General features: G+C 58.4%; 26 protein-coding genes. 20 read left to right on the top strand and 6 right to left on the bottom strand.

Annotated features, from left to right (window positions below):
• Positions 1-16: 16 nt before the first annotated feature.
• A complete protein-coding gene (locus HDF08_RS03035) occupies positions 17-418 on the top strand; it encodes an STAS domain-containing protein (protein ID WP_257030853.1) in 402 nt (133 codons plus the stop codon).
• 144 nt (positions 419-562) lie between these two features.
• Here HDF08_RS03035 and HDF08_RS03030 read toward each other — a convergent pair whose 3' ends face one another.
• On the bottom strand, positions 563-1,831 hold the full coding sequence (locus HDF08_RS03030) for a threonine synthase (RefSeq protein ID WP_179637097.1): 1,269 nt from the start codon (positions 1,829-1,831) through the stop codon (positions 563-565).
• A gap of 233 nt (positions 1,832-2,064) precedes the next feature.
• Positions 2,065-2,418 (bottom strand): hypothetical protein, encoded by a 354-nt coding sequence (locus tag HDF08_RS03025; protein WP_179637095.1) that lies wholly within the window; start codon positions 2,416-2,418, stop codon positions 2,065-2,067.
• Between the two features lie 147 nt (positions 2,419-2,565).
• Here HDF08_RS03025 and HDF08_RS03020 point away from each other — a divergent pair, with 147 nt between their 5' ends.
• The 11 genes from HDF08_RS03020 to HDF08_RS02970 all read left to right on the top strand — a co-directional run bounded on the left by HDF08_RS03020 (position 2,566) and on the right by HDF08_RS02970 (position 13,646).
• On the top strand, positions 2,566-3,549 hold the full coding sequence (locus tag HDF08_RS03020; protein ID WP_179637093.1) for an HAD-IIB family hydrolase: 984 nt from the start codon (positions 2,566-2,568) through the stop codon (positions 3,547-3,549).
• Positions 3,550-3,599: 50 nt separating this feature from the next.
• Positions 3,600-4,325: a lytic transglycosylase domain-containing protein gene (locus HDF08_RS03015; protein ID WP_179637091.1), complete on the top strand. Its 726-nt coding sequence runs from the start codon at positions 3,600-3,602 to the stop codon at positions 4,323-4,325.
• 30 nt (positions 4,326-4,355) lie between these two features.
• Entirely contained in the window at positions 4,356-5,399 is a 1,044-nt protein-coding gene (locus HDF08_RS03010; RefSeq protein ID WP_179637089.1) for a lysylphosphatidylglycerol synthase transmembrane domain-containing protein, read from the top strand.
• A 231-nt stretch (positions 5,400-5,630) separates the two neighbouring features.
• Complete coding sequence (gene nrdR / locus HDF08_RS03005) at positions 5,631-6,110, top strand: transcriptional regulator NrdR (protein WP_179637087.1); 480 nt, start codon at positions 5,631-5,633, stop codon at positions 6,108-6,110.
• 160 nt (positions 6,111-6,270) lie between these two features.
• Positions 6,271-7,317 carry an isocitrate/isopropylmalate dehydrogenase family protein gene (locus HDF08_RS03000; RefSeq protein ID WP_179637085.1) on the top strand — a complete coding sequence of 349 codons (1,047 nt, stop codon included), beginning with the start codon at positions 6,271-6,273 and terminating at the stop codon, positions 7,315-7,317.
• A gap of 59 nt (positions 7,318-7,376) precedes the next feature.
• The gene (locus HDF08_RS02995; RefSeq protein WP_179637083.1) at positions 7,377-8,189 is read left to right on the top strand and encodes a carboxypeptidase regulatory-like domain-containing protein; all 813 of its coding nucleotides are present in this window, start codon (positions 7,377-7,379) and stop codon (positions 8,187-8,189) included.
• A gap of 40 nt (positions 8,190-8,229) precedes the next feature.
• Positions 8,230-8,598 carry a hypothetical protein gene (locus HDF08_RS02990; RefSeq protein ID WP_179637081.1) on the top strand — a complete coding sequence of 123 codons (369 nt, stop codon included), beginning with the start codon at positions 8,230-8,232 and terminating at the stop codon, positions 8,596-8,598.
• Positions 8,599-8,777: 179 nt separating this feature from the next.
• On the top strand, positions 8,778-9,899 hold the full coding sequence (asd, locus tag HDF08_RS02985; RefSeq protein ID WP_179637079.1) for an aspartate-semialdehyde dehydrogenase: 1,122 nt from the start codon (positions 8,778-8,780) through the stop codon (positions 9,897-9,899).
• On the top strand, positions 9,896-11,332 hold the full coding sequence (gene lysC / locus HDF08_RS02980) for a lysine-sensitive aspartokinase 3 (protein ID WP_373563111.1): 1,437 nt from the start codon (positions 9,896-9,898) through the stop codon (positions 11,330-11,332). Before asd ends, lysC begins: the two co-directional genes overlap by 4 nt.
• Positions 11,333-11,353: 21 nt before the next feature.
• Positions 11,354-12,040 carry a 4-hydroxy-tetrahydrodipicolinate reductase gene (locus tag HDF08_RS02975; RefSeq protein WP_179637077.1) on the top strand — a complete coding sequence of 229 codons (687 nt, stop codon included), beginning with the start codon at positions 11,354-11,356 and terminating at the stop codon, positions 12,038-12,040.
• Between the two features lie 331 nt (positions 12,041-12,371).
• Positions 12,372-13,646, top strand: coding sequence for an aminopeptidase (locus tag HDF08_RS02970; protein WP_179637075.1), 1,275 nt, complete (start codon positions 12,372-12,374; stop codon positions 13,644-13,646).
• 29 nt (positions 13,647-13,675) lie between these two features.
• Here HDF08_RS02970 and HDF08_RS02965 read toward each other — a convergent pair whose 3' ends face one another.
• Both HDF08_RS02965 and HDF08_RS02960 read right to left on the bottom strand, forming a co-directional pair.
• The gene (locus HDF08_RS02965; protein ID WP_179637073.1) at positions 13,676-14,116 is read right to left on the bottom strand and encodes a hypothetical protein; all 441 of its coding nucleotides are present in this window, start codon (positions 14,114-14,116) and stop codon (positions 13,676-13,678) included.
• A gap of 38 nt (positions 14,117-14,154) precedes the next feature.
• Entirely contained in the window at positions 14,155-14,568 is a 414-nt protein-coding gene (locus tag HDF08_RS02960; protein WP_179637071.1) for a hypothetical protein, read from the bottom strand.
• Positions 14,569-14,897: 329 nt separating this feature from the next.
• On the opposite strand from HDF08_RS02960, the gene HDF08_RS02955 reads away from it, so the two are divergent.
• The 3 genes from HDF08_RS02955 to HDF08_RS02945 all read left to right on the top strand — a co-directional run bounded on the left by HDF08_RS02955 (position 14,898) and on the right by HDF08_RS02945 (position 18,082).
• A complete protein-coding gene (locus HDF08_RS02955; protein WP_179637069.1) occupies positions 14,898-16,148 on the top strand; it encodes a pyridoxal phosphate-dependent aminotransferase in 1,251 nt (416 codons plus the stop codon).
• Positions 16,149-16,267: 119 nt separating this feature from the next.
• Complete coding sequence (dapA, locus tag HDF08_RS02950) at positions 16,268-17,188, top strand: 4-hydroxy-tetrahydrodipicolinate synthase (protein ID WP_179637067.1); 921 nt, start codon at positions 16,268-16,270, stop codon at positions 17,186-17,188.
• Positions 17,189-17,236: 48 nt separating this feature from the next.
• Complete coding sequence (locus tag HDF08_RS02945) at positions 17,237-18,082, top strand: 2,3,4,5-tetrahydropyridine-2,6-dicarboxylate N-succinyltransferase (protein WP_179637066.1); 846 nt, start codon at positions 17,237-17,239, stop codon at positions 18,080-18,082.
• Positions 18,083-18,327: 245 nt separating this feature from the next.
• Here the strand turns inward: HDF08_RS02945 and HDF08_RS02940 are convergent, their stop codons facing one another.
• Entirely contained in the window at positions 18,328-19,728 is a 1,401-nt protein-coding gene (locus tag HDF08_RS02940; protein ID WP_179637064.1) for a dihydrolipoyl dehydrogenase family protein, read from the bottom strand.
• 263 nt (positions 19,729-19,991) lie between these two features.
• Here HDF08_RS02940 and HDF08_RS02935 point away from each other — a divergent pair, with 263 nt between their 5' ends.
• The 4 genes from HDF08_RS02935 (at position 19,992) to rpiA (ending at position 23,461) form a co-directional block, all read left to right on the top strand.
• A complete protein-coding gene (locus tag HDF08_RS02935; RefSeq protein ID WP_179637062.1) occupies positions 19,992-21,245 on the top strand; it encodes an RNA polymerase sigma factor in 1,254 nt (417 codons plus the stop codon).
• 97 nt (positions 21,246-21,342) lie between these two features.
• Complete coding sequence (locus HDF08_RS02930; RefSeq protein WP_179637060.1) at positions 21,343-21,744, top strand: YciI family protein; 402 nt, start codon at positions 21,343-21,345, stop codon at positions 21,742-21,744.
• Between the two features lie 191 nt (positions 21,745-21,935).
• Complete coding sequence (locus HDF08_RS02925; protein WP_179637058.1) at positions 21,936-22,586, top strand: dihydrofolate reductase family protein; 651 nt, start codon at positions 21,936-21,938, stop codon at positions 22,584-22,586.
• A 176-nt stretch (positions 22,587-22,762) separates the two neighbouring features.
• On the top strand, positions 22,763-23,461 hold the full coding sequence (gene rpiA / locus HDF08_RS02920) for a ribose 5-phosphate isomerase A (RefSeq protein ID WP_179637056.1): 699 nt from the start codon (positions 22,763-22,765) through the stop codon (positions 23,459-23,461).
• A 17-nt stretch (positions 23,462-23,478) separates the two neighbouring features.
• On the opposite strand, the gene HDF08_RS02915 is transcribed toward rpiA, so the two are convergent.
• Positions 23,479-23,862, bottom strand: a complete 384-nt coding sequence (locus HDF08_RS02915) for a hypothetical protein (protein ID WP_179637054.1) — start codon at positions 23,860-23,862, stop codon at positions 23,479-23,481.
• Positions 23,863-24,267: 405 nt separating this feature from the next.
• Here HDF08_RS02915 and HDF08_RS02910 point away from each other — a divergent pair, with 405 nt between their 5' ends.
• Entirely contained in the window at positions 24,268-25,935 is a 1,668-nt protein-coding gene (locus tag HDF08_RS02910; RefSeq protein ID WP_179637052.1) for a ribonuclease J, read from the top strand.
• The last annotated feature ends 48 nt before the right edge of the window (positions 25,936-25,983 follow it).

The raw sequence follows: 25,983 nt of genomic DNA, 5'->3' as shown, positions 1-25,983 counted from the left end.
AGGATCGGCAGGAGGGATGCAGGATTTACATGCTTGTAATCTTCAGCGTTGGGGGCTTGCTACACTTTCAAATATGCTCGAGCAACCTTTGACTCATAGCTTTACGGATGGAAAGAGCGCGGGAACGACGATCCTGAAGCTCGTTGGGCCGCTGACTTTATCTACGATGTTCGGGTTTCAGAATGAGTTTCGCGCGAAGACGCCGCAGGTGATGATCGTGGATCTGAGCGAGTCGCCGTATATGGATTCTGCCGGGCTGGGGCTGCTGATGAACTACTACGTGTCGGCGGAGAGCCATGGGCGGAAGCTGCTGCTGGCGGGTGCGAATGAACGGATTACGGCGGTGATGCAGATGACCAAGGTCGATAAGATCTTGAAGAACTTTCCTGCTGTGGATGCGGCTGAGGCTAGTTTGTAAACTCCGCTTCGCTGCTCGTGAAAGGCTAACAAACAACTGTCCTGCCGGACGGGCTCCCTGCGCGGGAGGCGGTCACTTCGTGACTTGTATACCTTGTCTTGGTTGGTCAGATGCCTGGGGCCTCCCTTCGGTCGGCGTGTGGGCTTATTGTGGCGTGATGATGCCTCCTACTGGCATGCTCTTTGGGAGAGCGGCTTTCTTCTCGTTTGGTCGCTTCAGATGCATGGCTTCGGCGGTCATGTCGGTGTACTTTAGGCCGGCGCCGGTGTTGAAGAGGACGACCTTGTCGGTTGGCTTGAGCTCGCCGGTGGCGAGAAGCGCGTCGTAGGCTGCGGTGGCGGCGGCGCCTTCGGGCGAGAGGAAGATCCCTTCGTGTTTGGCCCAGTCTAAAATGCTGCTTAATATCTCCTCGTCTGAAAAAGCCAAGGCTTTGCCTCCGGATTGGCGGACGATGTCGAGGATGATGGCGTCGCCGTAGGGCTTGGGAACGCGGAGGCCGGCGGCGAAGGTGGCGGCGTTCTGAAAGAACTCGCTGGCGGGCTTGTTCTCTGCGAAAGCTTTAGCTACGGGGGCGCAGCCGGAGGCCTGGAGGGCGTACATCTTTGGTCTTTTTCCTGACACCCACCCCAGGGCTTCCATCTCTTCGAAGGCCTTCCACATGCCGATGAGGCCTACGCCGCCGCCCGTGGGATAGAAGACGGCGTCGGGATACTGCCAGCCTAGCTGCTCAACCAGTTCGTAGCCCATGGTTTTTTTGCCTTCGACGCGGAAGGGCTCCTTGAGGGTGGAGATGTCGAACCAGACCTGGTGGGCGGGGGTGTTGGCTTCGCGCTGAGCCTTGATGTTTTCGGCAACCATGCGGGCGCAGTCGGAGATGAGGCCGTCGACCATGGTGACGTCGGCTCCGTAGAGAATGCCTTCGAGGTAGTTGGCGAAGGGGACGTCCTGAGGCATGAAGATGTGCGAGGCGATGTCGGCGGCGGCGGCGTAGGCTGCGAGTGCTCCGGCGGCGTTGCCTGCCGAGGGGACGGCGAGGTGCTGGAGGCCGTAGTGTTTGGCCATGGTGACGGCGAGCGAGAGGCCACGGGCTTTGAAGGTGCCGGTGGGATTTGCTCCCTCTTCTTTGAGGTAGAGGCCGGGGTAGCGCTTGCTGTGGAGCATTGGGGTCCAGCCCTCGCCGAGGGTGACGGGGGTTACGTCGGGCAGCACGCTGGAGTAGCGCCACATGCCGAGGCTGGCTGGGGAGGCTGCCGCGCGGGCGGCGATGTCATCGCGGCTGACGGTCTGGCGGAGCTTGTCCATGTCGTAGCGGACGTAGAGAGAGCCGGCGCAGAGGGGGCATAGAGTTTGCGGCGTTTCGGCAGAGACGTGGTGGTGGCAGCGGGAACACTCGAGCGACGCAATGACGGCCATATATTAGATGCTAACGGATTTTGGTTACAAATAGATGGCCTTCCGGCTAGATGGCCTTCCGGCCGGGACCGCTACGCGCGGCGCGGTCACTTCGTGACGGGTATACCCCTTTGGGTGGCGCTCCCGTTGGTCGCGAGGAATATCTTTGCTCCGACCCTCGGGAGGCTTTGGCGAAGCCGGTATGTCACGAAGTGACCGCTGCCCGCGTAGGGCGAGCCTGAGGCAGTTAAGCGTCAATGGCGCTGGAGCCAGCGGCGGGAGGTGAACTCCGTGACGATGCTGGCGACCAGAAGCGCGATGCTGATGGCGAAGGCGCTGATGACCCAGTTGAGCTCCATCCGGCCCTTGAGCATGAACCTGTCGAGCAGGGCCAGAACCAGGACGAGGACCGCCGCCTCTGCGAAGAACGAGGAACAGCGCGGTGCGGCGATGGCGATCAGGTCGAGGATCGGGGAGGGTCTCTTGTGGGGTGGAGCTTCGCCTCCGGGTGGAACCAGCGCGATTCGGTGGGTGGACTGAGGACTAGAAGCTGGAATTTGCTGCGGTGAGATGCTCCCGAAGGGAGTTAGTACATTTTTGTGAAACATAAACAAGCCTTTGTGGTGCCTACTTCAAGTGTCTCCCGGGAGGTGCGTTAATGTCACGTGAATATCCGGTAAATCAAAGAAAATAGATGCTTTATGGATATGTCTGCGCTGCAGGTGAGAGAATATGCAGGTAAATCGAGGTTTGGAATGCGTTTGATTGCGGTGGATATGGACGGGACGCTGGTGGGGCCGGATGGGCGGGTGAGTTCACGGAATCTGGCTGCGATGAAGTCGGCTGAGGCGGCCGGGTTGACGGTGGTGGTGGCGACGGGGCGGCGGCACTCGTATGCGATGAAGGTGTTGCGGGGGTTAGGGCTGCGGGAGGAGGATGCGCTGATCAGCTCGAATGGGACGGTGACACGGACGATTGGGGCGCAGTTGCTGGAGAGGACGTTGCTTCCGGTGGAGACGGCGCGGTGGCTTTGTGGTCATGTGGCGGAGTTTCGCGATGCGCTGGTGGTGACCTTCGATAAGGTGGGGGAGGATGGGGAGGATGTGCGCGGGGCGCTGGTGGTGGAGCATCTGGCGGAGCTGAACGCGAGTATCGGCAGGTGGGTGGTGGCGAATGAGCCCTATATCGAGTGCGTGGTGCCGATTGAGAAGGCACTGGAAGGAGACGCGCCGATCCAGATGATGCTGTGCGGGACGGTGGAGAGGATGCGGAGGGCAGAGGCGCGGCTGCTGGAGCATCCGGGGGTGTCGGCTGTGGGGATGACGCCGCTGCGGAGGGATGAGGTGCAGCGGCTGGAGAATATTGGATTGACGAAGGGCGGGATTGCGCTTCAGGAGAGGGCCGCTGGGGCGGAGGCGGCGCTGCATCGGACGGAGTATCCGGAGCGTGATTTGAGTATTGTCGATATTTTGCCGGCGGGGTGCAGCAAGGGGTCGGCGCTGCTGCGGCTGGCGGAGAGGCATGGGGTGAAGACGGAGGAGATTCTGGCGATCGGGGATAACTGGAATGATGTTTCGATGCTGGAGGTTGCGGGGCAGGCGGTGTTGATGGGGAACGCTCCGGAGGATTTGAAGGCGATGGCTGCGGAGAGAGGGTGGGTGATGGGGCGGCGGCATGACGAGGAGGGGGTGGCGGAGGCGATTGAAGCGGTGTTGAACGGTCTGCCAGTGACACGATAGTGGGAGTTTTGAGTGAGCGGGCGGTGGACTGGGGATGGTAGGCTTTAGGGGTGGCATTCTGTCTTAAAGCGTTTGCGTTTGGGCTGGCGGTGGTGGCGGTGTGTCCGCTGGCGCGTGCGGCCGAGCATGTGACGCTGAAGAACGGGTTTGAGGTGGACTGCGTTCGACGTGAGGCGGTTGGGGATAAGGTACGTCTCTACTTCGTTGAAAAGGGTAAGCCTGATTCCGAAGCGAACTATATGGAGGTTGCGGCGGACGCGGTGGTTCGGGTTGAGACTGTGGCCGATGTGCCGGAGCCGGTTGCCGAGGTGAAGGTGCCGGATGTGAAGGCACCGACTGTAGTCACCCTGATGACTGCGCCGACGAAGGAAGAGATGCATGAGATGTTGGCGCATGCGGGTACAGCGCACAATATCGATGAGGATCTGCTGGCGAGCGTGGTGCGGGCGGAGAGCGGTGGGCAGGTGCGAGCAGTTTCGCGGACGGGCGCGCAGGGGCTGATGCAGCTGATGCCGGGCACTGCGAGCGCGATGGGAGTTGAGGATTCGTTTCGTCCGGAGCAGAACATCTCGGGCGGGACGGCTTACCTGGATATGCTGCTGACGCGATACCACGACAATGTGGCGCTGGCGTTGGCGGCCTACAACGCTGGACCTGGCGCGGTGGATCGGTATCATGGGGTGCCTCCGTATCGCGAGACCCGGGCGTATGTGGCGCGGGTGATTCGAGAGTTCAATCGGCGGAAGCAGATAGCAATGGTCGCGCAGGCCCGATAGAGCACGATCTACAGACCAAGAGAGAGATGAATGACCAAGCGTAATGGAGTGGTGTGGGGAGTGGGCGCGGTTGCGCTGGTGTTGCTGGTCTGGTTGTTTCGGACGAAGGTGCAATTTGACTGGGCCAACTTCTGGCAACAGCTTCGGTATGTGAGCCTGGGGCATATTGCTGCGGGAATTGTGCTGATCTACGTTACGTTCTATCTGCGGTCGGTGCGGTGGGCGGTATTTCTGTCGCCAACGAAGAAGGTTGCGGCCACTTCCCTGCTGGGTTCGCAGTTCATCGGGTTTACCGCGGTGGCATTATTTGGGCGGCTGGCCGACTTCACACGGCCTTACCTGATCTCGCGGCGAGTCAACCTGTCGTTGAGCTCCCAGATAGCGGTGTGGACGATTGAACGGATGTTCGATCTGGGAGCGGCAGCGCTGATCTTTTCCAGTGCGCTGGCGTTTACTCCAAGGGGGCTTCCTCACCACGAGGTGTTTGTGAAGGCGGGCGTTTTGAGTATGGGAGCTACGCTGGCGATTGCGATCTTTGCTGGTGTGGTGCGGGCGGCGGGTGGTACGGTGGCCTCGTTTGCGCGAGGGACGGTGGGGCTGGTTTCGAAGGCCGCTGGCGAGAGCATTGCGACGAAGATTCTTGGGTTTCGCGATGGGTTGAATGCGTTGTCATCTGCACGGGACTTTGGTGTGGTGACGGTGCTTTCGCTGACGATGTGGGTGATGATCGGGTTTGCGTATCTGGAGACGGCGCATGCGTTTGTGCATACGCCTGAGTTGGCCGGGGTGACCTTCTCCAGGACGATGCTGCTGATGGCGGCTAGTATTGGCGGGTCGTTGCTGCAGCTTCCGATTATTGGATGGTTTACGCAGATTGCGATTACGGCTGCGGCGATGCATACGTTTTATGGTGCGCCGCTTGAGGCTGCTACGGCTTGCGGGGCTTTGTTGCTGGTGGTGACTTTTCTCTGCATCATTCCTGCTGGATTGATCTACTCGCGGGTAGAGCATGTTAGCTTGAAGAAGGTCGCCGAGGAGAGCGAGGCGGCTGGGGCGGCGGTGGATTTGGGGTAAGGATGGATGTCCTGCCGGACGGGCCTCCTACGCGGAGGGCGGTCACTTCGTGACTTGTGTACCTTGTTTCGGCGAGAGAGAGGGTATGGGTCCTCGCGATGCTCGGGCCGACCAGCGGGAGGACCTTGGTTGATGACGATGCCACGACCGGTAGACGCGTCACGAAGTGACCGCCCTCCGCGTAGGAGGCCCGTCCGGCAGGACACGCGCTGCTAGAATCGATGTATTCCGATGAAGTGCCCCTACTGTGGTTTTGCCCAAGACCGAGTTGTCGATTCACGCGAGAGCAAAGACGCAGACTCGATACGCCGGCGACGGGAGTGCGAAGGCTGTAACAAGCGATTTACGACGTATGAGCGGATCGACGAGATCCCCTACATGGTGGTGAAAAAAGATGGACGACGGGAGAAGTTCGACCGGCAGAAAGTGCTGAGCGGGCTGCTGCATGCGTGCGAGAAGAGGCCTGTTGCCGCGGTGAATCTGGAAAAGATTGTGGATGAGACCGAGGCGTATGTGGTCGACTCGCCAGAGCGCGAACGGACGACCAACGAGGTTGGCGAGCTGATTATGTCGCGGCTGAAAGATATCGATACGGTTGCATATATTCGGTTTGCTAGTGTGTATCGGGACTTCAAGGATGTGCGGGAGTTCAAAGAAGAGCTGGAAGAGTTGTTGAATGGAAAAGATGCGAGGAGAGTGTCGAAGCGCTGAGATGACCGCGGATCTTCGCGGATAGGACGGATCTTTGCAGAACAGACAACGACGAATATGGGGATTCTTCACTGCGTTCAGGATGACAACCAAAACAAACCAATCTGAAGACAGTCTTTTAATGACGGTCTTTGAGTTACTCCAGAAAAGGCGGTAGTGGATGACGGCAGCGAAGAAGACACACAGGATTACTTTGATTCCGGGGGATGGGATTGGGCCGGAGGTATCTGGCGCGGTGGTGAAGATTCTTGAGGCCGCGGGTGCGGCGACGGGCGTGGCGTTTGAATGGCATCCGTATGATGCGGGGGCGAATGCGTTCGAGAAGACGGGCGAGTACATTCCGAAGGCGCTGTATGACTCGATCGAGAAGAATCGTGTGGCGTTGAAGGGTCCGGTAACAACGCCGGTTGGAGGAGGGTTCGCTTCGATCAATGTGACGCTGCGGAAGAAGTTTGAGCTGTTTGCAAACTTTCGGCCGGTGAAGAATCTGCCGGGTTTGAAGACGAAGTATCCGGGGCTCGATCTTGTGATTGTGCGCGAGAACATGGAGGATCTGTACGCCGGGCTGGAGCATGAGGTGGTGCCGGGGGTGGTGCAGGCACTGAAGATTATTACTGAGAAGGGTTCGACACGGATTGCGAAGTTTGCGTTTGACTATGCGCGGAAGCATGGGCGGAAGAAGATTCATGCGATCCATAAAGCGAACATCATGAAGCTGTCGGATGGTCTGTTTCTGCGGTGTTGCCAGACGGTGGGGAAGGATTTTCCGGAGGTCGCGTATCACGAGCACATCGTGGATAACACCTGCATGCAGCTGGTGATGAATCCTTATCAGTACGATATTTTGCTGACTGAGAATTTGTATGGGGATATTCTGAGCGACCTTTGCAGTGCGTTTGTGGGTGGGCTGGGATTGGTGCCGGGGGCGAACCTTGGGACCGAGTGCGCGATCTTTGAGGCCGTGCATGGATCGGCTCCTGATATCGCCGGGAAGGATATGGCGAATCCTACTGCCCTTCTGCAGAGTGCGGTGCTGATGCTGCATCACATTGATGAACCGGCTACGGCGGAGCGGGTGCAGGCCGGGCTGGAGCAGGTCTATCGCGAGGGTAAGACGCTGACGAAGGATGTTGGCGGTACGAGCGGAACGAAGGCGTTTGCGGATGCGGTGGTGGCGGCGATGGAAGCTCCGTTGGCAGCGGCTTAGGCCTGAATGTTTTGTGCAATGCTGAAGTTCTCAGTCGATGGTTCGTTGTGTGAGGTGGTATGAGGCGGATTTGTGGTTGGTTGATGGCGGCGGCGATTGTCAGTGCGGGGTTGAGCGGGCTGATCGGATGTAAGCCGAGCGATGCGGTGAAGCATAGCGGCGATGCGAGTACGGCGACGGTGCCGGCGGCTCCTCCGGCTTCGACGGTGCAGCTGGATAAGGCGATGCTGGGGATGGTGACGGGGACGATCCGTTTTGTGGGGAAGACGCCGGAGCCGGTGAAGATCGATATGTCGATGGATCCGGTCTGCTCGATGACGGCTGGGGACAACTTTGCCGAGCAGTATACGGTGAAGGACGGCAAGCTTGGGAACGTGTATGTGTATATCAAGAGCGGGCCGCCGGCGGCGATGCTGTCAGGTGGGTCTACGCCTGCCCCGGTGGTGCTGGACCAGGTGGGATGCAAGTATGTGCCGCATGTGATTGCGCTGGTACGGGGCGGGTCGGTGGAGTTCAGGAACTCGGACTCGACGATGCACAACATTCATACGATGCCGACGGTAGCGGGAAGCCAGCCGATCGATATCTCGCAGGGGCCGAAGGGTATGGCACAGGTGAAGCAGTTCAATCAGTCGGAGGTGATGATTCCGGTGCGATGTAACAACCATCCGTGGATGAATGCGTTTATTAACGTGTCGGCTACGCCGTTTTTTGCGGTGACGGATGCGGATGGACACTTTGGGATTAGCGGATTGCCGGCGGGGACGTATACTTTGGCGGCAGTGCACGAGAAGCTTGGCGAGCAGACGATGACGGTGACGGTTGAGCCGAAGGGAACGTCGAAGGTGGACTTCAGCTTCAGCGTGAAGTAGATTCGTCGCGAGACAAATACAGGGCAGCCACGGAGGCGGGATGATTGCAGGATTGGTATTGTTGGCAGCGATGCAGCATACGGCGCAGTTCACGGTGGACTTGGCGTTTGTGGTTCATGCGCTGCCGCTTTGGTTTCTGGTGTTTGCTCTGTTTCTGCCGCGAATAGCGATGCTGGTGGCGTGGTTTCAGGGTTTGCTAGGGCCGTTTCACTTCGATCTGACGCCGCCGCACTTTCAGGGTGTGCTTCCGCTGCTCTTCTGGCTGCTGCTGCCGCGGGCGCTGGTGCTGTATCTGATCTATCAGGATCAGGGGATTCACTTCTGGTTTTTGCTTCATCTGCTGGTGGCGCTGCTGGTGTGGGCCGGTGGTGGGCACCGGATGACAAGGTCACGGCGGCGGGATAACTAGATAGCGTCCTGCCGGACGGGCCTCCTGCGCGGAGGGCGGTCACTTCATGACGCGTATACCTTTCTTGCAGCTGCAATTTATCGTGATCCTCCCGTTGGTCGGCATCTAGGGGTCGCCTTTTCGGCACTTCTCGTTTGTCTGGAGGTGCGGGTGTTGGGCCGGCGCGTTATTCTTAGGGGATGGAACGACGCAGGGTTGGCATTCTTGGCGCGACCGGGATGGTCGGGCAGCGATTCATTCAACTTTTGAGCAATCATCCGTGGTTCGAGATTGCGTGGCTGGCGGCGAGCGATCGCAGCGCCGGGAAGACGTACGCCGAGGCTTGCAGGTGGAAGCTGGAGACTCCGCTGCCCGCGCGGATCGCGGCGATGACGCTGCAGCCGAATGTTCCTGAGGGATCGGCGATCGAGTTGCCGAAGATTATCTTTGCGGCACTTGAGGCGGATATTGCGCGGGAACTGGAGCCGAAGTTTGCGGCGATGGGATGCGCGGTGATTTCGAACTCGAGTGCGTTCCGGATGACGGCGGATGTCCCGCTGGTAGTGCCGGAGGTGAATGCGGATCATCTTGCGCTGTTGGAGACGCAGAGCTCGAGGAAGGAGCACGGTGGGCGTGGTGGGTATATCGTTACGAATCCGAATTGCAGCGCCATTGGACTGGTGCTGGCGCTGAAGCCTCTGGAAGAGAGGTTCGGGATTGAGAGTCTGTTTGTGTCGACGATGCAGGCGGTGAGCGGCGCGGGGTATCCGGGGGTGGCTTCGCTGGACATTCTGGGGAATGTGGTGCCGTTCATCAAGAATGAAGAGGAGAAGCTGCAGGAGGAGGTCGGCAAGCTGCTCGGCCGCCTTAGCGGCGCGAAGGTCGAGATTTTAGACGCGAAGGTGAGTGCGCATTGCAACCGGGTTGCGGTGGAGGATGGGCATACCGAATGCGTGAGCATCAAGCTGAAGAAGAAGGCTACGCGGGAAGAGATTCTGGCGGCTTGGAGAGAGTTTCTCCCGTTGGAGGGACAGCATCTGCCGACGGCTCCCGAGCAGCCTGTCGAGTATGACGAGGGAGTGGATCGGCCACAGCCCCGGCTGGACAGGATGCGCGGGCATGGAATGGCTGCGACGGTGGGTCGGCTGCGCGAGTGCGCGCTGCTGGACTGGAAGTTTGTAGTGCTATCGCACAATACGATTCGCGGCGCGGCTGGAGCGGCGGTGTTGAATGCGGAGGTGCTGGCGCTGCTGGGCAAGCTCGATAAGCTGGGTGTGCCGCTGGAGAAGTTTTCGGCCAGGGCTGTGGCGGTGACGGCTTGAGTGTAGCGCGAGAGAAGCTGGTGGTGATGAAGTTTGGCGGCACGTCGGTGGAGGATGCGCCGGCGATGAAGCGGACTGCGTCGATCGTTCGGGGACGACGAGAGAAGGGTCTGGAGGCTGTCGTTGTGGTGTCGGCGATGGCGAAGGTGACGGATCTGTTGTTGTCGGCTGCGGCTGCGGCTGGGCGCGGGGATAAGGCTGGGTCGCTGGCGATTGGTGCTCGGCTGAGACATCGGCATATCGATACATCGACCGCGTTGCTTGAGGGGGAGCGGTGCGTTCGAGTTCAGCAGGTGTTGCATCAGGAGTTCGATGCGCTGGATGATCTGCTGCGCGGGATTGCGGCTGTGGGCGAGTTGACTCCGCGTACAAATGATCTGGTGGTGAGCTTTGGCGAGAGGCTGTCGAGCAAGATGATGGCTGAGGCGCTGGAGCAGCATGGCTTGCAGGGTGCGCATGTGGATGCTCGAAGCTGCATCATTACCGATGCGAGCTACGGCAAGGCGGTGCCACAGGATGCTGCGATCGAGGAAAAGCTGGCCGCGATTGTGCTGCCGCTCATTGAGGTCGGGAAGACGCCGGTGATGGGCGGGTTTATTGGATCGACGGTGGAGGGTGTGACGACGACGCTAGGGCGCGGGGGCAGCGACTTCACTGCCGCTCTGGTCGGCGGCGGGATGCACGCCGGCGCGATTGAGATCTGGACGGACGTGAATGGGATTATGACGACCGATCCGCGGATATGCCCGGATGCTTTGCGGGTGAAGACGATCAGCTTTGAAGAGGCGGCGGAGTTGGCTTACTTCGGCGCGAAGGTGCTGCATCCGGCAACGATATTGCCTGCAGTGCAAAAGAGCATTCCGGTGTGGGTGCTGAACTCGCGCAATGCGGAGAATGAGGGTACGAAGATTACCGCGATGGCGGCGAAGTGCGCGAGCCCGTTCAAGAGCATTGCGGCGAAGAAGCGGCTGACGATTATTGACGTGGTTGCAAGCCGGATGCTGATGTCGCATGGGTATCTGAAGGCGGTGTTCGATGTCTTCGATAAGTGGAAGTGCGCCATTGATATGGTTTCGACGAGCGAGGTGAGTATCTCGCTGACGGTGGACAGCAATCAGCAGCTGCCGGAGATCTGTGCAGAGTTGGCGAAGATTGCGGACGTAAAGATGGAGGGGCATAAGGCTCTGGTGTGCCTGGTTGGCGAGGATATTCGCGGGCACAACGGCATTGCGGGTCAGGTATTCTCGGCGATCAGCCATGTGAATGTGCGGATGATCTCGCAGGGGGCGAGCGAGATCAACATGAGCTTCATGATTGATGAAGAGGATGTAGAGGAGGCGGTGCGGAGTCTGCACAACCACTTCTTTGCGAACCCGGATGAGACGGTGTTCGATGTTGCGAACCGGGTTCAGCTCGAGAGCAAGGCTGGATAGTAGAGGCGGAGAAAGGGAGACATGCGGGTTCTGGTTTTGGGGATGGGGAAGACGGGCAAGCTGGTGGCATCGGTTGCAGCGGAGCATGGGCATAGCGTTCATGTGCTGGATGCAAAGGAGAATGCGGGGGCTTCGGCGCTGACGCCGCCGTTTGTTTCGGGGTTCGATGTGGTGATTGATTTCACTACGCCTGAGGCGGCGGTTCAGAATATGCGGGCGTGCCTGGCGACGGGCGCGAAGATGGTGGTTGGAACGACGGGTTGGTATGACAGGCTGCAGGCTATGCGGGCGCTGGCTGAGCGGAAGCAGGCAGGGTTATTGTATGGGACGAACTTTTCTGTCAGCGTGCAGGTGATGTTGAAGCTGGCTGCGGCGATGGGCAGTGAGTTGAAGAAGGCAGGGTATACGTTTTCGATTGCGGAGACGCATCATGCGAGCAAGCTGGATTCGCCCTCCGGCACCGCGATAAGTTTGGCGAAGGTGGTTGAGGCTGCGGCTGGTGTGACTGCCGTTCCGGTAGAGGCGAAGCGCGAGGGGGATGTGATGGGGCTGCATTCGCTGACTGCTGCGAGCGACGCGGACCGGCTGGTGCTGACGCATGAGGCGTTTTCGCGACGCGGATTTGCCGAGGGCGCGGTGAGGGCGGCGGAGTGGCTGTCATCGCGGACTGGATGCTACGACTTTCAGAGTGTTTACAGCGAGATTTAGTGAGGTAGAGACATGAGCATCGATATAGATGCCCAATTTGTGTCAAAGGGCATCATGTTTCATGGCGTTTTGCTGTTGCCTCCATGGGCTGCCTTAGAATTTGTCCGGGAGTGCTCGGATAGAAATTGAACTTTTAGGATTCGATGGGTTTCGGCTCTTACCAGAGGGACAAAGACAGCCAATAATGGCCGATTCCCTAAATCTGACTGCCGAACCGTTTTTACATTGCACTCCATTTGAAGGAATTGACATAGCAGAGCGCTTCATAGAGGAACGATTGGGGAAAGACATCTTTTTTGAAATGGTCACAGAGTCTGATTAGGGAGTCGATATGAGCGTGATGGAAGCAGTAGCGAAGACAAAGTTTGCGGATCTTACGTTTGAGGAGAAGCTGGACCGACTGGCTGAGGTTGCGGTGAAGGTTGGGCTGGGGCTGCGTGCGGGGCAGGAGCTGATCATGTCCGCTCCGATGGAGGCGCTGCCGCTGGTGCGGCGGATTACCGAGCACGCGTATAAAGCGGGGGCGCTGCTGGTGACTACGTTCTACGCGGATGATCCGAGTGTGCTGGCGCGATTTGAGCATGGGGCGGATGCGAGCTTTGACTATGCGCCGAAGTGGCTGCAGGATGGGATTGCCGAGGGCTTTCGGAGCGGGGCCGCGCGACTGGCGATTGCGGGGACTAACCCTGCGCTACTGGCGAAGCAGGATCCGGCGAAGGTGGCGCGGGCCAATGTTGCAGCGTCGAAGGCGGGCAAGCCGGCGATGGAGTTGATTACGCGGCACGAGATCAACTGGACGATTGTGGCGTGCGCGACGCCGGAGTGGGCGAAGCTGGTGTTCCCGGGAGAGCCGGTGGAGATCGCGGTAGCGAAGCTCTGGGAGGCGATCTTTGTGGCGTCGCGGGTTGCGGTGGACGATCCGGTGGTCGAGTGGCAGGAGCATGGAGCGCGGCTGAAGAAGCGAGTGGACATGTTGAATGCGAAGCGGTTTTCGGCGCTGCACTTCAAATCGCAGGATGGGGCTACAGATTTGAAGGTGGGATTGGCGGATGATCATCTGTGGGCCGGTGGTGGGACTACTGCGGGGAATGGAGTGTATTGCCAGCCGAATATTCCTACTGAGGAGTGCTTTACGACTCCGCATAAGGACCGCGTGGATGGGACGGTGAGGGCGTCGAAGCCGCTGTCGCACCAGGGGACTCTGATTGAGAATATTGCGGTGCGATTTGAAGGCGGGAAGATCGTTGAGGCTACGGCGACGGCTGGAGAGGATGTGCTGAATCGGTTGATCAGCACGGATGATGGGGCGCGGCGGTTGGGAGAGGTGGCGCTGGTGCCGCACTCGTCGCCGATTGCGCAGAGTGGGGTGCTGTTCTGGAGTACGCTGTTCGATGAGAATGCGGCGAGCCATATTGCGCTGGGGCAGGCTTATTCGACGTGTCTGATTGGCGGCGAAAAGATGGATGCGGAGCAGCTGGCGGCGTTGGGTGCGAATGCGAGTTTGATCCATGTGGACTGGATGATTGGGTCGGGCGAGATGGATGTGGATGGTGTGACGGCAGATGGGACGGCTGAGCCGTTGATGCGCAAGGGCGAGTGGGTTTAGGGGTATTGTCCGGTGATCGGCTCGATGGCTCAGCGGGCTACTCGGCGGCCTGATTGCACTGCTTTCGTATCGAGCCGCATAAGGTAGGCGCCGCGTCCTGCATAGGCTGAAAGCGATAGAACCGCATACGATAGCCAGATCCATGGCGACTGGTCTAGAAAGAAGGTCCAGTTCAAAGCTCTGTGGCTCGTCATCGGAATCACCACGATGTAGGTTATGGCATCGAGGGAGAAGGAGAGGACGATCCACACTGCAACGAGAATAGAGGCCTCGCGGAACGTGGCGTCGCGGCTGACTTTCAGCCTCTGTAAATAGGCGTAGATCAAGCCAGCACTAACGATCGGCATGAGCGTGAAGACACAGATCCACATAGCGCGAACGCTCAGAAGGAAATAGGTGGCGAAGCCCACTATGGTCGCTAAGAGATACATCGCCGCGAAAGTTCCGACCATCCACATGATTCTCTTCATAGAATTTTTCTCATTTTGGAGACGAGCTGGAGGTTGGGCTAGTGGTTTTTGCCAATTAGAAACTCCGCTAGAGACGGTATGTAGAAGGGGAATGGCATGTAGTCGTGCCATCCGACGAGCAGCGAGAAGACGATGTGAATTGCCGGCGCCATGAGGAATGCCATGGGTATGTATTGGGCAAGCTCGGTGCGGGACATTCGTAAGACGAGCGGCGCCAGAGTGAGTGTGAGCAGGGCTGGGAGGCCGTAGTAGATCTGCCAGGGAAGTGTGGGAATCCAGAGGTGGGAGTATCTCGCGAAGATCATTCCTACTATTACGACGATGGTCGCAAGGACCAGAAGTAATGCAGGGTTAGGGATTGCCGTTCGTTTGCGCGTGACGAACAGCAGGACGGCGATAAAGAGAAGAAATGCCGCAATCATGAAGATAAAGAACCGGGCGATGTCTGGCATCTAAACTCCAAATTTCAATTTACGAACCTTCGAAGGGCGCAGCTCGACTGTTGGTCGTGCAGGATTACGAAGGAGACAGTGGAGAAGTTCCTCACAGTTTTTTTGTATCGATCTCGGAAATTTTCCTCGCATTTGCAGGAAATTCGCTGTAGATTGATGTTCAACCGTACTGCGGTTCGTTCAAACATCCAAGTTCTCAAGAGTAGTTCCAGCAAGGCGATCTGGTTTTGCAGGAAACCTTTAGCTGATCTTCCCTTCCCTCAGTGGGCTTATTCCTTCTGTTGCCGCGGCGTTGCATCTCTACTAATCGACTTTCGAGGAGAACTTCTATGAATTCCGATATGACGCAAAGCGTTTCCCGCAGATCGTTTCTGCGCATTGTTGGCGCGGCCTCGGCGGCAGCCACCACGTTTCCGGCGTTGGCTGCGATGACACCAGCTGCTGCTCCTGCTGGACAGGCTGGACGACGAAGCGGAACGCGTACGATGCATCCGCTGTCGGCTGACACGGTGGTGATCAGCTCGAATGAGAATCCGCTGGGGCCGGCGCAGTCTGCACTGACGGCGATATGTAGCATGGGCGTGCAGGGCGGCCGGTATCACTGGGATGAGTATGTGAAGACGATCGATGTCTTCAATGGGGAGTTTGGGTTGAAGAAGGACTACTCGGCTTTATTCCCTGGGTCGAGCGGGCCGCTGGATCTGGCGCTGATGTCGAACCTTGGCCCGGATAAGCCGCTGGTGTATGGCGACCCTAGCTATGAACAGGGGCCTCGCGCGGCGGAGGTGATGAAGGCTCCGAAGTATCCTGTGCCGCTGACTGCGACCTATGCGCATGATGTGAAGGCTATGTTGAAGGCGCATCCTTCGCCGGGGGCTTACTACATTGTGAATCCGAATAACCCTACGGGGACGATTACTCCCAAGGAAGACATTGTCTGGCTGGTAAAGAACAAGCCCGCGGGTTCGGTTGTGATCATCGATGAGGCGTACACCCATTTTTCCGACAATGAGTCGTGCATCGATCTGGTGAACCAGGATAAAGATGTGATTGTGATGCGGACGTTCTCGAAGATCTATGGGATGGCTGGGTTGCGTGCTGGATTCGCTGTGGCGCGGCCGGATCTGATTGAGCGGTTCAACAATGTCGGTGGCCCTAGTCAGAGCCTGGCGAGCATCTCGATTACGAGCGCTGCTGCTGCTCGTGCGAGTCTACAGGATAAGGATCTGGTGCCTCTGCGCAAGAAGATCAATGCAGATATTCGGACGGAGACTGTGGAGTTTCTGACTAAGAATGGCTACAAGGTCATTCCGGGATCGCAGGGCAATATGTTCATGGTGGATGTGAAGCGGCCTGGGAAGGAGTTTCAGAACGCCATGCTGAAGGAGAACGTTGCGATTGGCCGGACGTGGTCGGCGATGCCGAACTATGTGCGCGTGACGGTGGGGACGAAGGGAGAGATGGAGAAGTTCCAGACGGCCTTTGTGAAGTGCATGGATATGCCGGCTGGCGCAGCGAATGGGGCGGCGGAGCTGCATATGCCGGAGTTTCACGTGCCGTCGGAGCTCTATCGAGGCTAGTTATTCAGAGTGCTTTTGAGGCCCTGGCGAGAGATCGCTGGGGCTTTTTTTGTTTTGCGGAGTTGCGGGGACGGTTGTTCTGAAATCAAGGCCGCCGGCGCGGTAAACTTGCAGACACTATGGAATTGATGGGTTGTGGAACGGCGCTGGTGACTCCCTTTCGCAGGGACGGCAGCGTTGACGAGCCGGCGCTGCGTGCGCTGGTGTTGTGGCAGATCGAGAGCGGGATCGATTTTCTTGTGCCTTGCGGGACTACTGGCGAGGCTTCGACTTTGACGGAAGTCGAGTGGTTGCGGGCGATTGAGGTGGTGGTTGCTGCTGCTTCGGGACGGGTGCCGGTGTTTGCGGGGTGCACGCATAACTCGACGCATGAGGCTGTGGCGCGGGTGCAGAAGCTGTCTCAGGTGCATGGGTTGACGGGTGTTTTGTCGGCGAATCCTTACTACAATCGGCCGGGGCAGGAGGGGCAGTACCAGCACTTTCGCGCAATCGCCGAGGCAACGGAGCTGCCTGTGCTGCTGTACAACATTCCTTCGCGGACGGGTGCGAACCTGGAGCCGGCGACGGTGCTTCGGCTGGCGGAGCTGAGGAACGTAATTGGGGTGAAGGAGTCGAGTGGAAATATTGCGCAGATCACGGAGTTGCTGACGACGGCGCCGCGGAGCTTTAAGGTGTTTGCCGGAGACGACGGGCTGGCGTTGCCGGTGCTGGCGTTGGGTGGGGCTGGGTTGGTTTCGGTGGCTTCGAATGTGATTCCGGGGCAGATGGCGCGGATGGTGGGGGCTGCGCTCGAGAACGACTGGGTGCATGCGAGGCGGATCAACCGGCAGTTCTTCCGGCTGATGCAGGCGCACTTCTGGGAGGCTAGTCCTGCTCCGGTGAAGGCGGTGCTGCATATGCTGGGGAGGGGCGAGGACGTGCTGCGGCTGCCGATGGTGCCGGTGTCGGATGCGACGCGGAGGCGGCTGGAGCGGATGGTTGGGGAGTTGGGGATGCTGGTGGGGGTTCCGCCTAATGGCGACGATCTACGGATGTTTTAGTTGTGCTTCGATTCTATTTATGACAAGGGAAGAGATGAGGACTGAGTTTTGAACGGAGATTTGCAGGAGCGGATTGAGCATTGGTTTGCGCAGGGTGCGGCGGCGGTTGGGAACGCTGAGGCGGAGGCTTGTTTTGTTGAACTGCGCGGCAAGCTGGAGGCGGGGGAGTTGCGGGCTGCGGAGCCGGATGCTTCGGTGCCGCTGGGCTGGCGGGTGAATGGGTGGGTGAAACGCGGGATTCTGCTGGGGTTTCGCATTGGAACGATGATGGAGATGGGTGGGGAGACGCTGCGGTTTATTGATAAACATACTTATCCGGTGCGGCGATTTGTGGTTGCCGATGGGGTGCGCGTGGTGCCGGGTGGGGTGAGTGCGCGGAGTGGGGCGTATGTGGCTAAGGGAGTTGCGTTGATTCCGCCTTCTTATGTGAATGTTGGGGCCTATGTGGAGGAGGGGACGATGGTGGACTCGCATGCGCTGGTGGGGAGTTGCGCGCAGGTGGGGAAGCGGGTGCATCTGAGTGCGGCAGCGCAGATTGGCGGGGTGCTGGAGCCGGTGAATGCTTCGCCTGTGATTATTGAGGATGACTGTTTAATTGGCGGAAACACTGGAGTTTATGAGGGGACCGTAGTGCGAAGGCGCGCGGTGCTGGCGGCTGGAACCGTGTTGACGCGGGGGACACCGGTGTACGACCTGGTGAAAGGCGAGATCTACAAAGCTACGGCGGAGATGCCACTGGTGATTCCTGAGGGTGCGGTGGTGGTGCCGGGGTCTCGGGCGGTTTCCAAAGGCAAGGGCGCGGAGTGGGGGCTAAGTTTGGCGGCTCCGGTGATCGTTAAATATCGGGACGAGAAAACTGAGCTTTCTTTGGTGTTAGAGGAGATTTTGCGCTGATTTGTGGTGGTAGATCGTGGTGAGTTTGTGGTTAGTTGTGTGGCTGATGTGGTGTTTTAGATGCTGCTTTTTGGGTGTCTAAAAATACGCCACGATTTTGAAGTTTATTTTTGAGGGCCTTGTCCTGCCGGACGGGCCCACTGCGCGTGGGGCGGTCACTTCGTGACTTGTATACCTTTTTTCGTGACAACTTTCTGCGGAGGCCCTCCCGTTGGTTGGGATGGGCTACGACTGCGGCTTCGTGTTTATGCTTGCTGCTTTGGGATGGTGTTGAAGAGGTTGATGAAGCCCTCGGAGAGGGTGGGGTGGGTGAGGATGAGGTTGTGGACAGCGGTGTAGGGCAGGTTGGCGGACATGGCTAGCTGGATGACGGGGAGGAGTTCGCCAACGCCAGGGCCGATGGCGGTGAAGCCGAGGATGCGATCGCCGGAGCCGATCAGGACTTTCATGAAGCCGCGGGTTTCATCGAGGGTGCGGGTGCGGAGCGCGGCGGCCATGGGGATTTTGCCGAGACGGTAGGCGATTCCCTGCTTCTTCGCGTCGTTTTCGGTGAGGCCTACGTGGGCTAGCTCGGGATCGGTGAAGGTAACGGAGGGGATCTGTCGGTTCGTCGTGGTGCGGCTGGCTCCGGCCGCGTTGGGTTCGGCTAGGTTGTCGCGGATGATGCGGAAGTCGTCGAAGGAGATGTGGGTGAAGTGGGGGGAGCCGGCGCAGTCGCCCATGGCCCAGACCCCGGGGGCGGTGGTTTCGAGGCGATCGTTGACCTGGAAGTGTCCGGAGGGGGTGGTCTTGATGCCGGCGAGATCGAGGCCCATATTTTGCGTGTTGGGGGTACGGCCAGTGGCGACGAGGAGATGAGTGCCTTCGAGGCTGGCTCCGTCGCTCAGGTGCACGATGACGGATTTTCCGGACGTGCCTTCGACGTAGGTGACGCTGGCGTTCGTAACGATGTCGATGCCTTCGTCTGTGAAGAGTTGATGAAGGGCTTCGGTGACGTCGGAGTCTTCGCGGTGGACGAGGGTGGGGTTGCGCTCGATGATGGTGACGTTGGAGCCGAAGCGGCGCATGGCCTGGGCTAGCTCGAGACCGATGAAGCCGCCGCCGAGGATGAGGAGATGCTCGGGAAGGGTGGTGAGCTCGAGGAGTTCGATGTGGGTCATTGGGGCGGATTCGGCCAAGCCGGGGACGGGGTCGATGGTGGCGCGGGAGCCGGTGTCGAGGAAGATGTAGTCGGAGCGGAGGGTGCGGGTGCCACCGGCGTTGAGGGCGACTTCGACGGTCTGGGGGGCGACGAAGCGGCCGAAGCCCATGACGATCTCGGCTTTGGATTTGGCGTAGTTAGCGAGGTGCACGTCGCGGAGGCCGTCGATCATGCGCTGGCGGCGGGCGCTGACGGCTTCCATGTTGACGTGCCAGTCGCCGTGGACGATACCGAACTCGGCTCCGCGTTGGAAGAAGGAGGCGACCTTGGCGGAGTGGATGACGTTTTTGCTGGGGAGGCAGGCGATGTTGGGGCAGGCTCCGCCGATGCGCTTGTCTTCGATGTTGGCGACCTTCTTGCCTTGCGTGCCGAGGTGCCAGGCGAGGTATTTGCCAGCTTCTCCGCTGCCGATGATGATTGCGTCGTACTGTTCGGGGGTGGACATAGGAGTTCTCCGTGGCGAGTGGACTATGCGAGTGGGTTTTCAAGGCCCACGTCTCAGATGCCGTGAAGGGCAAAGATGGCTCATGGTTATCGCCGCTTATATAGGCCGACTGTTGGCACCTATCTACATCGATGAGTGCTTTAGAGAATTTGCGCGAACCGAGGAAGCGGTCTTGTGCGCCAATTTCCAGAGTTACGAGTTCTTGCGTTGATCCGCTGGTTGCCAAATTGATTCGGGCTAGCTGGTTTGCTAAAGTCGTCGTCATGTCTGAGCGTTCTTCGGAGCCAGTACGCGAACTGCTCGACTCCCTTTATCGCGCGGATTCGCGACAGATACTGGCAACCCTGATCCGCTTGCTCGGTGATTTTGATCTTGCCGAGGAGGCGATGCACGAAGGCTTTGCGGCTGCGTTAAGCGGGTGGCCGAGCAGCGGAGTACCCGATAAGCCGCGACCATGGCTGATCTCAACAGCCCGATTTAAAGCCATTGATACTTTGCGTCGACGGGCACGATTTGATGCGTCTCAAGACGAGCTCGTGCGATATCTCGAAGCACAAGGGAGCGCGGCGGAAATATCCAATGAAGAGGATAGCTTTGAGGATGATCGTCTACGCCTGATCTTTACCTGCTGTCATCCTTCTCTGCCGTCGGAGGCGCACGTTGCGCTCACCTTGCGTGAGGTGTGCGGGCTGACGACCGAGGAGATTGCCAAGGCCTTCCTCATCGCTCCGAGTTCTCTGGCGCAGCGCATTGTGCGTGCAAAGGCAAAGATCCGAGACGCACGGATTCCATACCAGGTGCCGTCGCCGCAGGAGTTGCCAGAGCGACTGGACGCGGTGCTTCAGGTCATCTATCTCGTCTTCAATGAGGGTTATTCGGCTGCGGCAGGGGCGGAGGTAACGCGGGCCGAGCTAACCGCCGAGGCGATTCGACTGGGCCGCTTGCTAAGCGAACTCCTGCCAGAGCCGGAGGTCCTTGGGCTGCTTTCCCTGATGCTGCTTCAGGAATCTCGTCACGCCGCGAGAACATCGCCGATCGGAGAGCTGGTTTTGCTGGAGAATCAAGACCGCTCGCTCTGGAACCGAGAGCAGATCGCGGAGGGAGTGGCCTTGGTGGAGAGAGCCCTGAAGTCTCACCGCTTTGGGTCTTACACACTGCAGGCTGCGATTGCGGCCGTTCATGCGGAGGCGGAATCGGCCGCTGCGACCGACTGGCGGCAGATTGTTGCGCTTTATAACCGGCTGGTACGAATTCAACCTTCGCCAGTTGTAGAGCTAAATCGTGCCGTAGCAATTGCAATGCGCGATGGTCCAGAGGTTGGGCTGACGCATATCGACGCGGTTTTGGAAGATGGCGAATTGGAAGATTATTACCTGGCGCATTCAGCCCGAGCGGATATGTACCGCAGGCTCGGCAGGACATCTGAGGCGCGGTCCTCCTATGAGAAAGCCCTTGCGCTGACCCAACAGGAACCGGAACGGCATTTCCTACAGGAGCGGATTCGCCAGTTGAAATAAAGATTGTAGTGGCTGTCGATTTTCGGTCTCTCGAACGACTATCTAATAACAGAACAATGAGCTACGGCTCTTTGAGTACAGAAATGAGGAGAAATTTATGAAATACATCTGTTTTGGCTACTACGACAAAAGCAAATTCGCTGGGATGCCGGAGAGCGAGCGAAACGCCATGTTCGACAAATGCTTTGACTATGACGACCATCTTCGCGCCAGCGGGCACTGGGCCGGTGGAGAAGCGCTCCAGGGTACGGAGACCGCCCTGACCCTATATTGGAAGAACGGCAAAGTAGCAACGACCGACGGCCCCTATGCCGAAACCAAAGAACAACTCGGCGGCATTCTCATCCTTGAGGCGCGGGATATGAATCAAGCTGCACAGCTCATGGCGCAGCATCCGGCGATGACGTATGGCAACATCTTCGAGATTCGGCCAGCCGGAGACATGAACGAAATCATCAAGGCAAGTGAGCAGCGACGGCGAAAGGACACCGCGCGATGAGGTCAGCCCCGGCCATGATCTTGATGGTGGGGGGCTGACGTGGTGGTAATCATGCTTTTCAGCTGGCTTGGGCAAATCACGCTGGTGCAGCCGTGAGGTCAATGGATAATTCCGTCAGGTCAACGTTCGCTCAAAACCTGATGGCGTCACCGAGCGCGGGGCTAATTGAATTTCGAAAGCGAGGAGCATACATGTCAAAGGTTCGTGTCGCGGGATTTGGTATTTCGTTGGACGGTTTTAGCGCAGGGATAGAACAGAGACTGGACGACCCGCTGGGCAAGCGCGGTCCAGAGCTCTTTCAGTGGTTCTTTCATACCAAAACATTCTGTGCCATGCACGGTAAAGAGGGCGGATCTATCGATGTGGACGACGCGTTCGCACGGCAGGCGATGGAAAACTTCGGCGCCTTCATCCTTGGCCGCAACATGTTTGGTCCGGTCCGTGGCCCGTGGCAGGACGACTCGTGGAAGGGATGGTGGGGTCCCAATCCGCCATACCATGCTCCGACCTTCGTTCTGACGCACTACGAGCGTGAGCCGCTCGTGATGGAAGGCGGGACGACCTTCTACTTTGTCAGCGGCGGAATCGAAGAGGCGCTGAGGCTCGCGAAAAAAGCAGCGAGTGATAAGGACGTCAAGATTGGAGGCGGTGTTTCCACCGTGCGGCAGTATCTGCAGGCTGGGTTGATCGATTCCCTCCACTTTGCACTTGCACCTGTTGCCCTCGGTCAAGGTGAGGCATTGCTTGCCGGTCTTGACCTGCCCGCGATGGGGTTCTCTGTGGCAGAGCATAAGGCTACGGAGCACGCGACACACGTTGTGCTGGAAAAGCTGCGAATTTGAACGCGATGATAGAGGAGAGCGAGCAGCGGCGGCGAAAGGACATCCTGAGGTAAGGCGATGGTGATTGGCACGCTCTCAGTTAGCGGTAACAGGCCAATGCGCTCGTCCAACTGGCCTAAGCCTGATCGCGTGGCGGTGTCGTGCAGATTTTTGCTTCCCGTGATATCAAGGAAGGCATGAGTTCTCCTGAGAGCAATGCAACCGATGCAGCCAAGCGCCGGGCTGCGGTGTGGGCGGCAGCGCAGATTGAAGATGGGATGGCGGTGGGCCTGGGGTCGGGGTCTACTTCGGCGCTGGTGATTGAAGAGGTGGGGCGAAGGGTGGCGGAGGGGTTGCGGATCAAGGCGATCGCGACGTCTGAGGCCTCGCAGAAGCTGGCGCTGGAGTTGAAGATTCCGATGAGCGACTTTGCGCATCTGACGCACCTGGATCTGACGATCGATGGCGCGGATGAGGTGCAGGAGGGAACGCTTTATCTGATCAAGGGGCATGGCGGGGCACTGCTGCGGGAGAAGATTGTGGCGATGGCGAGTGGGAGGCTGCTGATTGCGGTGGACCCACGGAAGCTGGTGAAGACGTTGGGGTCGGTGTTTACGCTGCCGGTGGAGGTTGTGCCGTTTGGCTTTGAGACGACGGTGAAGCGGCTGCGGGATCTGGGGTTTGAGTCGGAGCTGCGGATGACGGATGACGGCAAGCCTTATGTGACCGATGGGCAGCACTATATTGTGCATTGCAAGCTGCCGCAGGTTGGGTTTGATGCGGTTGCGGGGGGGGAGGAGTTGAAAGGGACAGTGGGGGTGGTGGAGCATGGGCTGTTTCTGGGGATGACGAGTAAGGTTGTGATTGGCAGGCCTGAGGGGATCGAGGTTTTGTAGGCGGCGGGGTAGTCAAACTAAATTTCGCGCTTTTCACGCCGAACACTACGTAGCAGCAAGATACCTAAGAGACCAGGAATTGCAGCCATGAAAAGTGCGAACCCTAAATCTCGCGGCAGCGATCGGTACTCTTTTGCCGGGCCAGCTTCCTCAAGTATTTGGTAGATAAATCCAAATACGCTGATAAAAGCTAAAGCGATAAGCCATATGGCTGTCGGCTTTCTATACCAAATTGCCAAAATGCACGCGGGTAGAAGAGTGAATCCATACAGAACGAGCCCTACGATCTCGGGAGCGGTGTCATTGGCTCCAATCGTGAACGAACCGATGACGGTTGCTCCGAGGGCATAAAGCCCCCAAATAGAGCCGAGACCTATAATCACTTTGGTCGAGTCACGCATACGCCAGAGTCTACATTGTGCTTAGTCGACGCCGGAGAGTGTCGCATTTCGTGGAAAGAGCTGTTTGCCATGAGAATAGGCAAAGGCAAATGCGGGGGCCTCTCCGCTGCGGCGGCAAAAGCGCCGTCTTCGGTCGAGATGACGCTTTTTTGGCTTGAGGAACGAACGACAGTAAAGGCAACGACGAAATAGGGGGATCCTTCGCTGCGCTCAGGATGACAGCAGTGGGGAGGCAATGACGATGGCAGTGGGGGGCAATGACGATAGCCCTGGGTGGATGACAGTAGGGTGTGGATGACGGCAGATGGTGAGGCAGCGACAACGCAGCGACATTCTCGTGCCGAGGACGCTGTGTTTGCCTCGTTCCAAGGGCAGTTGGGCTTGCGATGGTAAACTTAAGAGTTGATGGCACAAGATAAATTGAAGATGATTCCGCTGGGTGGCCTTGGTGAGTTCGGTATGAACTGCATGGCGATCCGCTGGCAGGATGACATTATTGTCATCGACGCCGGTCTGATGTTTCCTGAAGAAGAGTTGCTGGGTGTGGACATTGTTGTCCCTGATATCAGCTATTTGACTGAAAACCGCGAGAAGGTTCGCGCGATCCTTTTGACGCATGGGCATGAAGACCACATTGGCGGACTGCCGTGGATTCTGTCTGAGTTGAACGTTCCGGTATATGGGACGGAGTTTACGCTGGCGTATGTTGAGGGCAAGCTGGAAGAGCACCGGCTGCTGGATGACGCGGATTTGAACGAGATGATTCCCGGGCATCGGATTACGCTGGGGCCGTTTTCGATCATGCCGATCCGGGTGACGCACTCGCTGGTGGACTGCGTGGCACTGGCGATTCATACGCCGGTGGGCGTGGTGCTGCATACGGGCGACTTCAAGATTGATCTTTCGCCACCGGATAACAAACCGTTCGATCTGCATGCGTTTGCCGAGCTGGGCAAGCAGGGCGTGCTGGCGCTGTTGCAGGACTCGACCAACGTGGACCGCAATGGGTACACGCCGAGTGAGCGGGCTGTGCGGCCGAAGCTGGATGAGATTTTTTCGCAGACGAAGAAGAAGCTTTTCTTCAGCTGCTTTTCGTCTTCGATTCATCGGATTCGGCTGGCGATGGAGCTGGCGCATGAGCATGGGCGCAAGGTTGCGGTGATCGGGCGGTCGCTGGATAACTCTACTGAGATTGCGCAGGATCTTGGGTATCTGGATCTGCCGCAGGGTCTGGTGATCAATCCAGGGCAGATTCGTGATTTTCCTGCGAATAAGTTGCTGATCATGATCAGCGGCACGCAGGGTGAGCCGATGAGTGCGTTGAGCCGGGCGGCGGTGAATAATCACAAGTTCGCGCATATCGATGCGGGTGATACGGTGCTGCTGAGTTCGCGGGTGATTCCGGGGAATGAGAAGTCTATCTACCGGATGATCGATCACCTGGAGCGGCGCGATGCGAAGGTGATTCATGACGATGGGCAGTCGGGTCTGATCCACGTGAGCGGACATGGGAGCCAGGAGGAGCTGAGGTTGATGATTAATCTCGTTCGTCCGAAGTTCTTTATTCCGATTCATGGAGACTATCGCCATCTGAAGCGTCATGCAGAGTTGGCAGGGTCGATGGGCGTGGTCGAGAAGACGATTCTGATGGAGGACGGCGACGTTCTGGAGCTGGATAAGGGCTCGGCTACGAAGACCGGGAAGGTTACGGTTGGGCGAGTTTGCATCGATTCGGGTGGAACCTCGACCGACGTGGTGGAAGACATCGTCATTCGCGACCGGAAACACTTGAGTGAGGATGGCATTGTGCTGCCGATCATTGCGATCAACAAGCAGACGGGCTTGCTCGAGAATCCGCCTGAGATTGTGATTCGCGGTATGGCGATCGCGACCGAAGAGGGTTTGATCACTGAAGCGCGACAGGTGGTGCAGCGGACTCTTGAGGGATCTTCGGCGGAAGAGAAGGCCGACTACGGCGTGATCAAGGAGAAGATTCGCAACGATCTGAAGCGGTATATCCAGAAGAGCACGAGTCGGCGGCCTTTGATCATGCCGGTGATTCTGGAGATTTGACGAACGAACGAGAAGAAGAAGAGAGCGCTCCTGATGGGGCGCTCTTTT

The organism is Tunturiibacter empetritectus, assembly GCF_013410875.1.
In the GTDB taxonomy this organism is placed as follows: domain Bacteria; phylum Acidobacteriota; class Terriglobia; order Terriglobales; family Acidobacteriaceae; genus Edaphobacter; species Edaphobacter empetritectus.
The sequence above is the reverse complement of the archived record's forward strand: the minus strand, read 5'-3'. Positions and strand labels throughout refer to the sequence as shown.

Bases quoted from the DNA above. Each gene is read 5' to 3' on its own strand.
- HDF08_RS02925 (WP_179637058.1), top strand. From the start codon at position 21,936: ATGTCAAAGGTTCGTGTCGCGGGATTTGGTATTTCGTTGGACGGTTTT.
- HDF08_RS02990 (WP_179637081.1), top strand. From the start codon at position 8,230: ATGATTGCAGGATTGGTATTGTTGGCAGCGATGCAGCATACGGCGCAG.
- HDF08_RS03020 (WP_179637093.1), top strand. From the start codon at position 2,566: ATGCGTTTGATTGCGGTGGATATGGACGGGACGCTGGTGGGGCCGGAT.
- HDF08_RS02915 (WP_179637054.1), bottom strand. From the start codon at position 23,862: ATGCGTGACTCGACCAAAGTGATTATAGGTCTCGGCTCTATTTGGGGG.
- HDF08_RS02940 (WP_179637064.1), bottom strand. From the start codon at position 19,728: ATGTCCACCCCCGAACAGTACGACGCAATCATCATCGGCAGCGGAGAA.
- HDF08_RS03000 (WP_179637085.1), top strand. From the start codon at position 6,271: ATGACGGCAGCGAAGAAGACACACAGGATTACTTTGATTCCGGGGGAT.
- dapA (WP_179637067.1), top strand. From the start codon at position 16,268: ATGGAATTGATGGGTTGTGGAACGGCGCTGGTGACTCCCTTTCGCAGG.
- HDF08_RS02965 (WP_179637073.1), bottom strand. From the start codon at position 14,116: ATGAAGAGAATCATGTGGATGGTCGGAACTTTCGCGGCGATGTATCTC.
- HDF08_RS03030 (WP_179637097.1), bottom strand. From the start codon at position 1,831: ATGGCCGTCATTGCGTCGCTCGAGTGTTCCCGCTGCCACCACCACGTC.
- nrdR (WP_179637087.1), top strand. From the start codon at position 5,631: ATGAAGTGCCCCTACTGTGGTTTTGCCCAAGACCGAGTTGTCGATTCA.
- HDF08_RS03025 (WP_179637095.1), bottom strand. From the start codon at position 2,418: ATGTTTCACAAAAATGTACTAACTCCCTTCGGGAGCATCTCACCGCAG.
- HDF08_RS02935 (WP_179637062.1), top strand. From the start codon at position 19,992: ATGTCTGAGCGTTCTTCGGAGCCAGTACGCGAACTGCTCGACTCCCTT.
- HDF08_RS02930 (WP_179637060.1), top strand. From the start codon at position 21,343: ATGAAATACATCTGTTTTGGCTACTACGACAAAAGCAAATTCGCTGGG.
- HDF08_RS02970 (WP_179637075.1), top strand. From the start codon at position 12,372: ATGAGCGTGATGGAAGCAGTAGCGAAGACAAAGTTTGCGGATCTTACG.
- HDF08_RS02910 (WP_179637052.1), top strand. From the start codon at position 24,268: ATGGCACAAGATAAATTGAAGATGATTCCGCTGGGTGGCCTTGGTGAG.
- HDF08_RS03010 (WP_179637089.1), top strand. From the start codon at position 4,356: ATGACCAAGCGTAATGGAGTGGTGTGGGGAGTGGGCGCGGTTGCGCTG.
- HDF08_RS02960 (WP_179637071.1), bottom strand. From the start codon at position 14,568: ATGCCAGACATCGCCCGGTTCTTTATCTTCATGATTGCGGCATTTCTT.
- HDF08_RS02975 (WP_179637077.1), top strand. From the start codon at position 11,354: ATGCGGGTTCTGGTTTTGGGGATGGGGAAGACGGGCAAGCTGGTGGCA.
- HDF08_RS02955 (WP_179637069.1), top strand. From the start codon at position 14,898: ATGAATTCCGATATGACGCAAAGCGTTTCCCGCAGATCGTTTCTGCGC.
- rpiA (WP_179637056.1), top strand. From the start codon at position 22,763: ATGAGTTCTCCTGAGAGCAATGCAACCGATGCAGCCAAGCGCCGGGCT.
- asd (WP_179637079.1), top strand. From the start codon at position 8,778: ATGGAACGACGCAGGGTTGGCATTCTTGGCGCGACCGGGATGGTCGGG.
- HDF08_RS03035 (WP_257030853.1), top strand. From the start codon at position 17: ATGCAGGATTTACATGCTTGTAATCTTCAGCGTTGGGGGCTTGCTACA.
- HDF08_RS02995 (WP_179637083.1), top strand. From the start codon at position 7,377: ATGAGGCGGATTTGTGGTTGGTTGATGGCGGCGGCGATTGTCAGTGCG.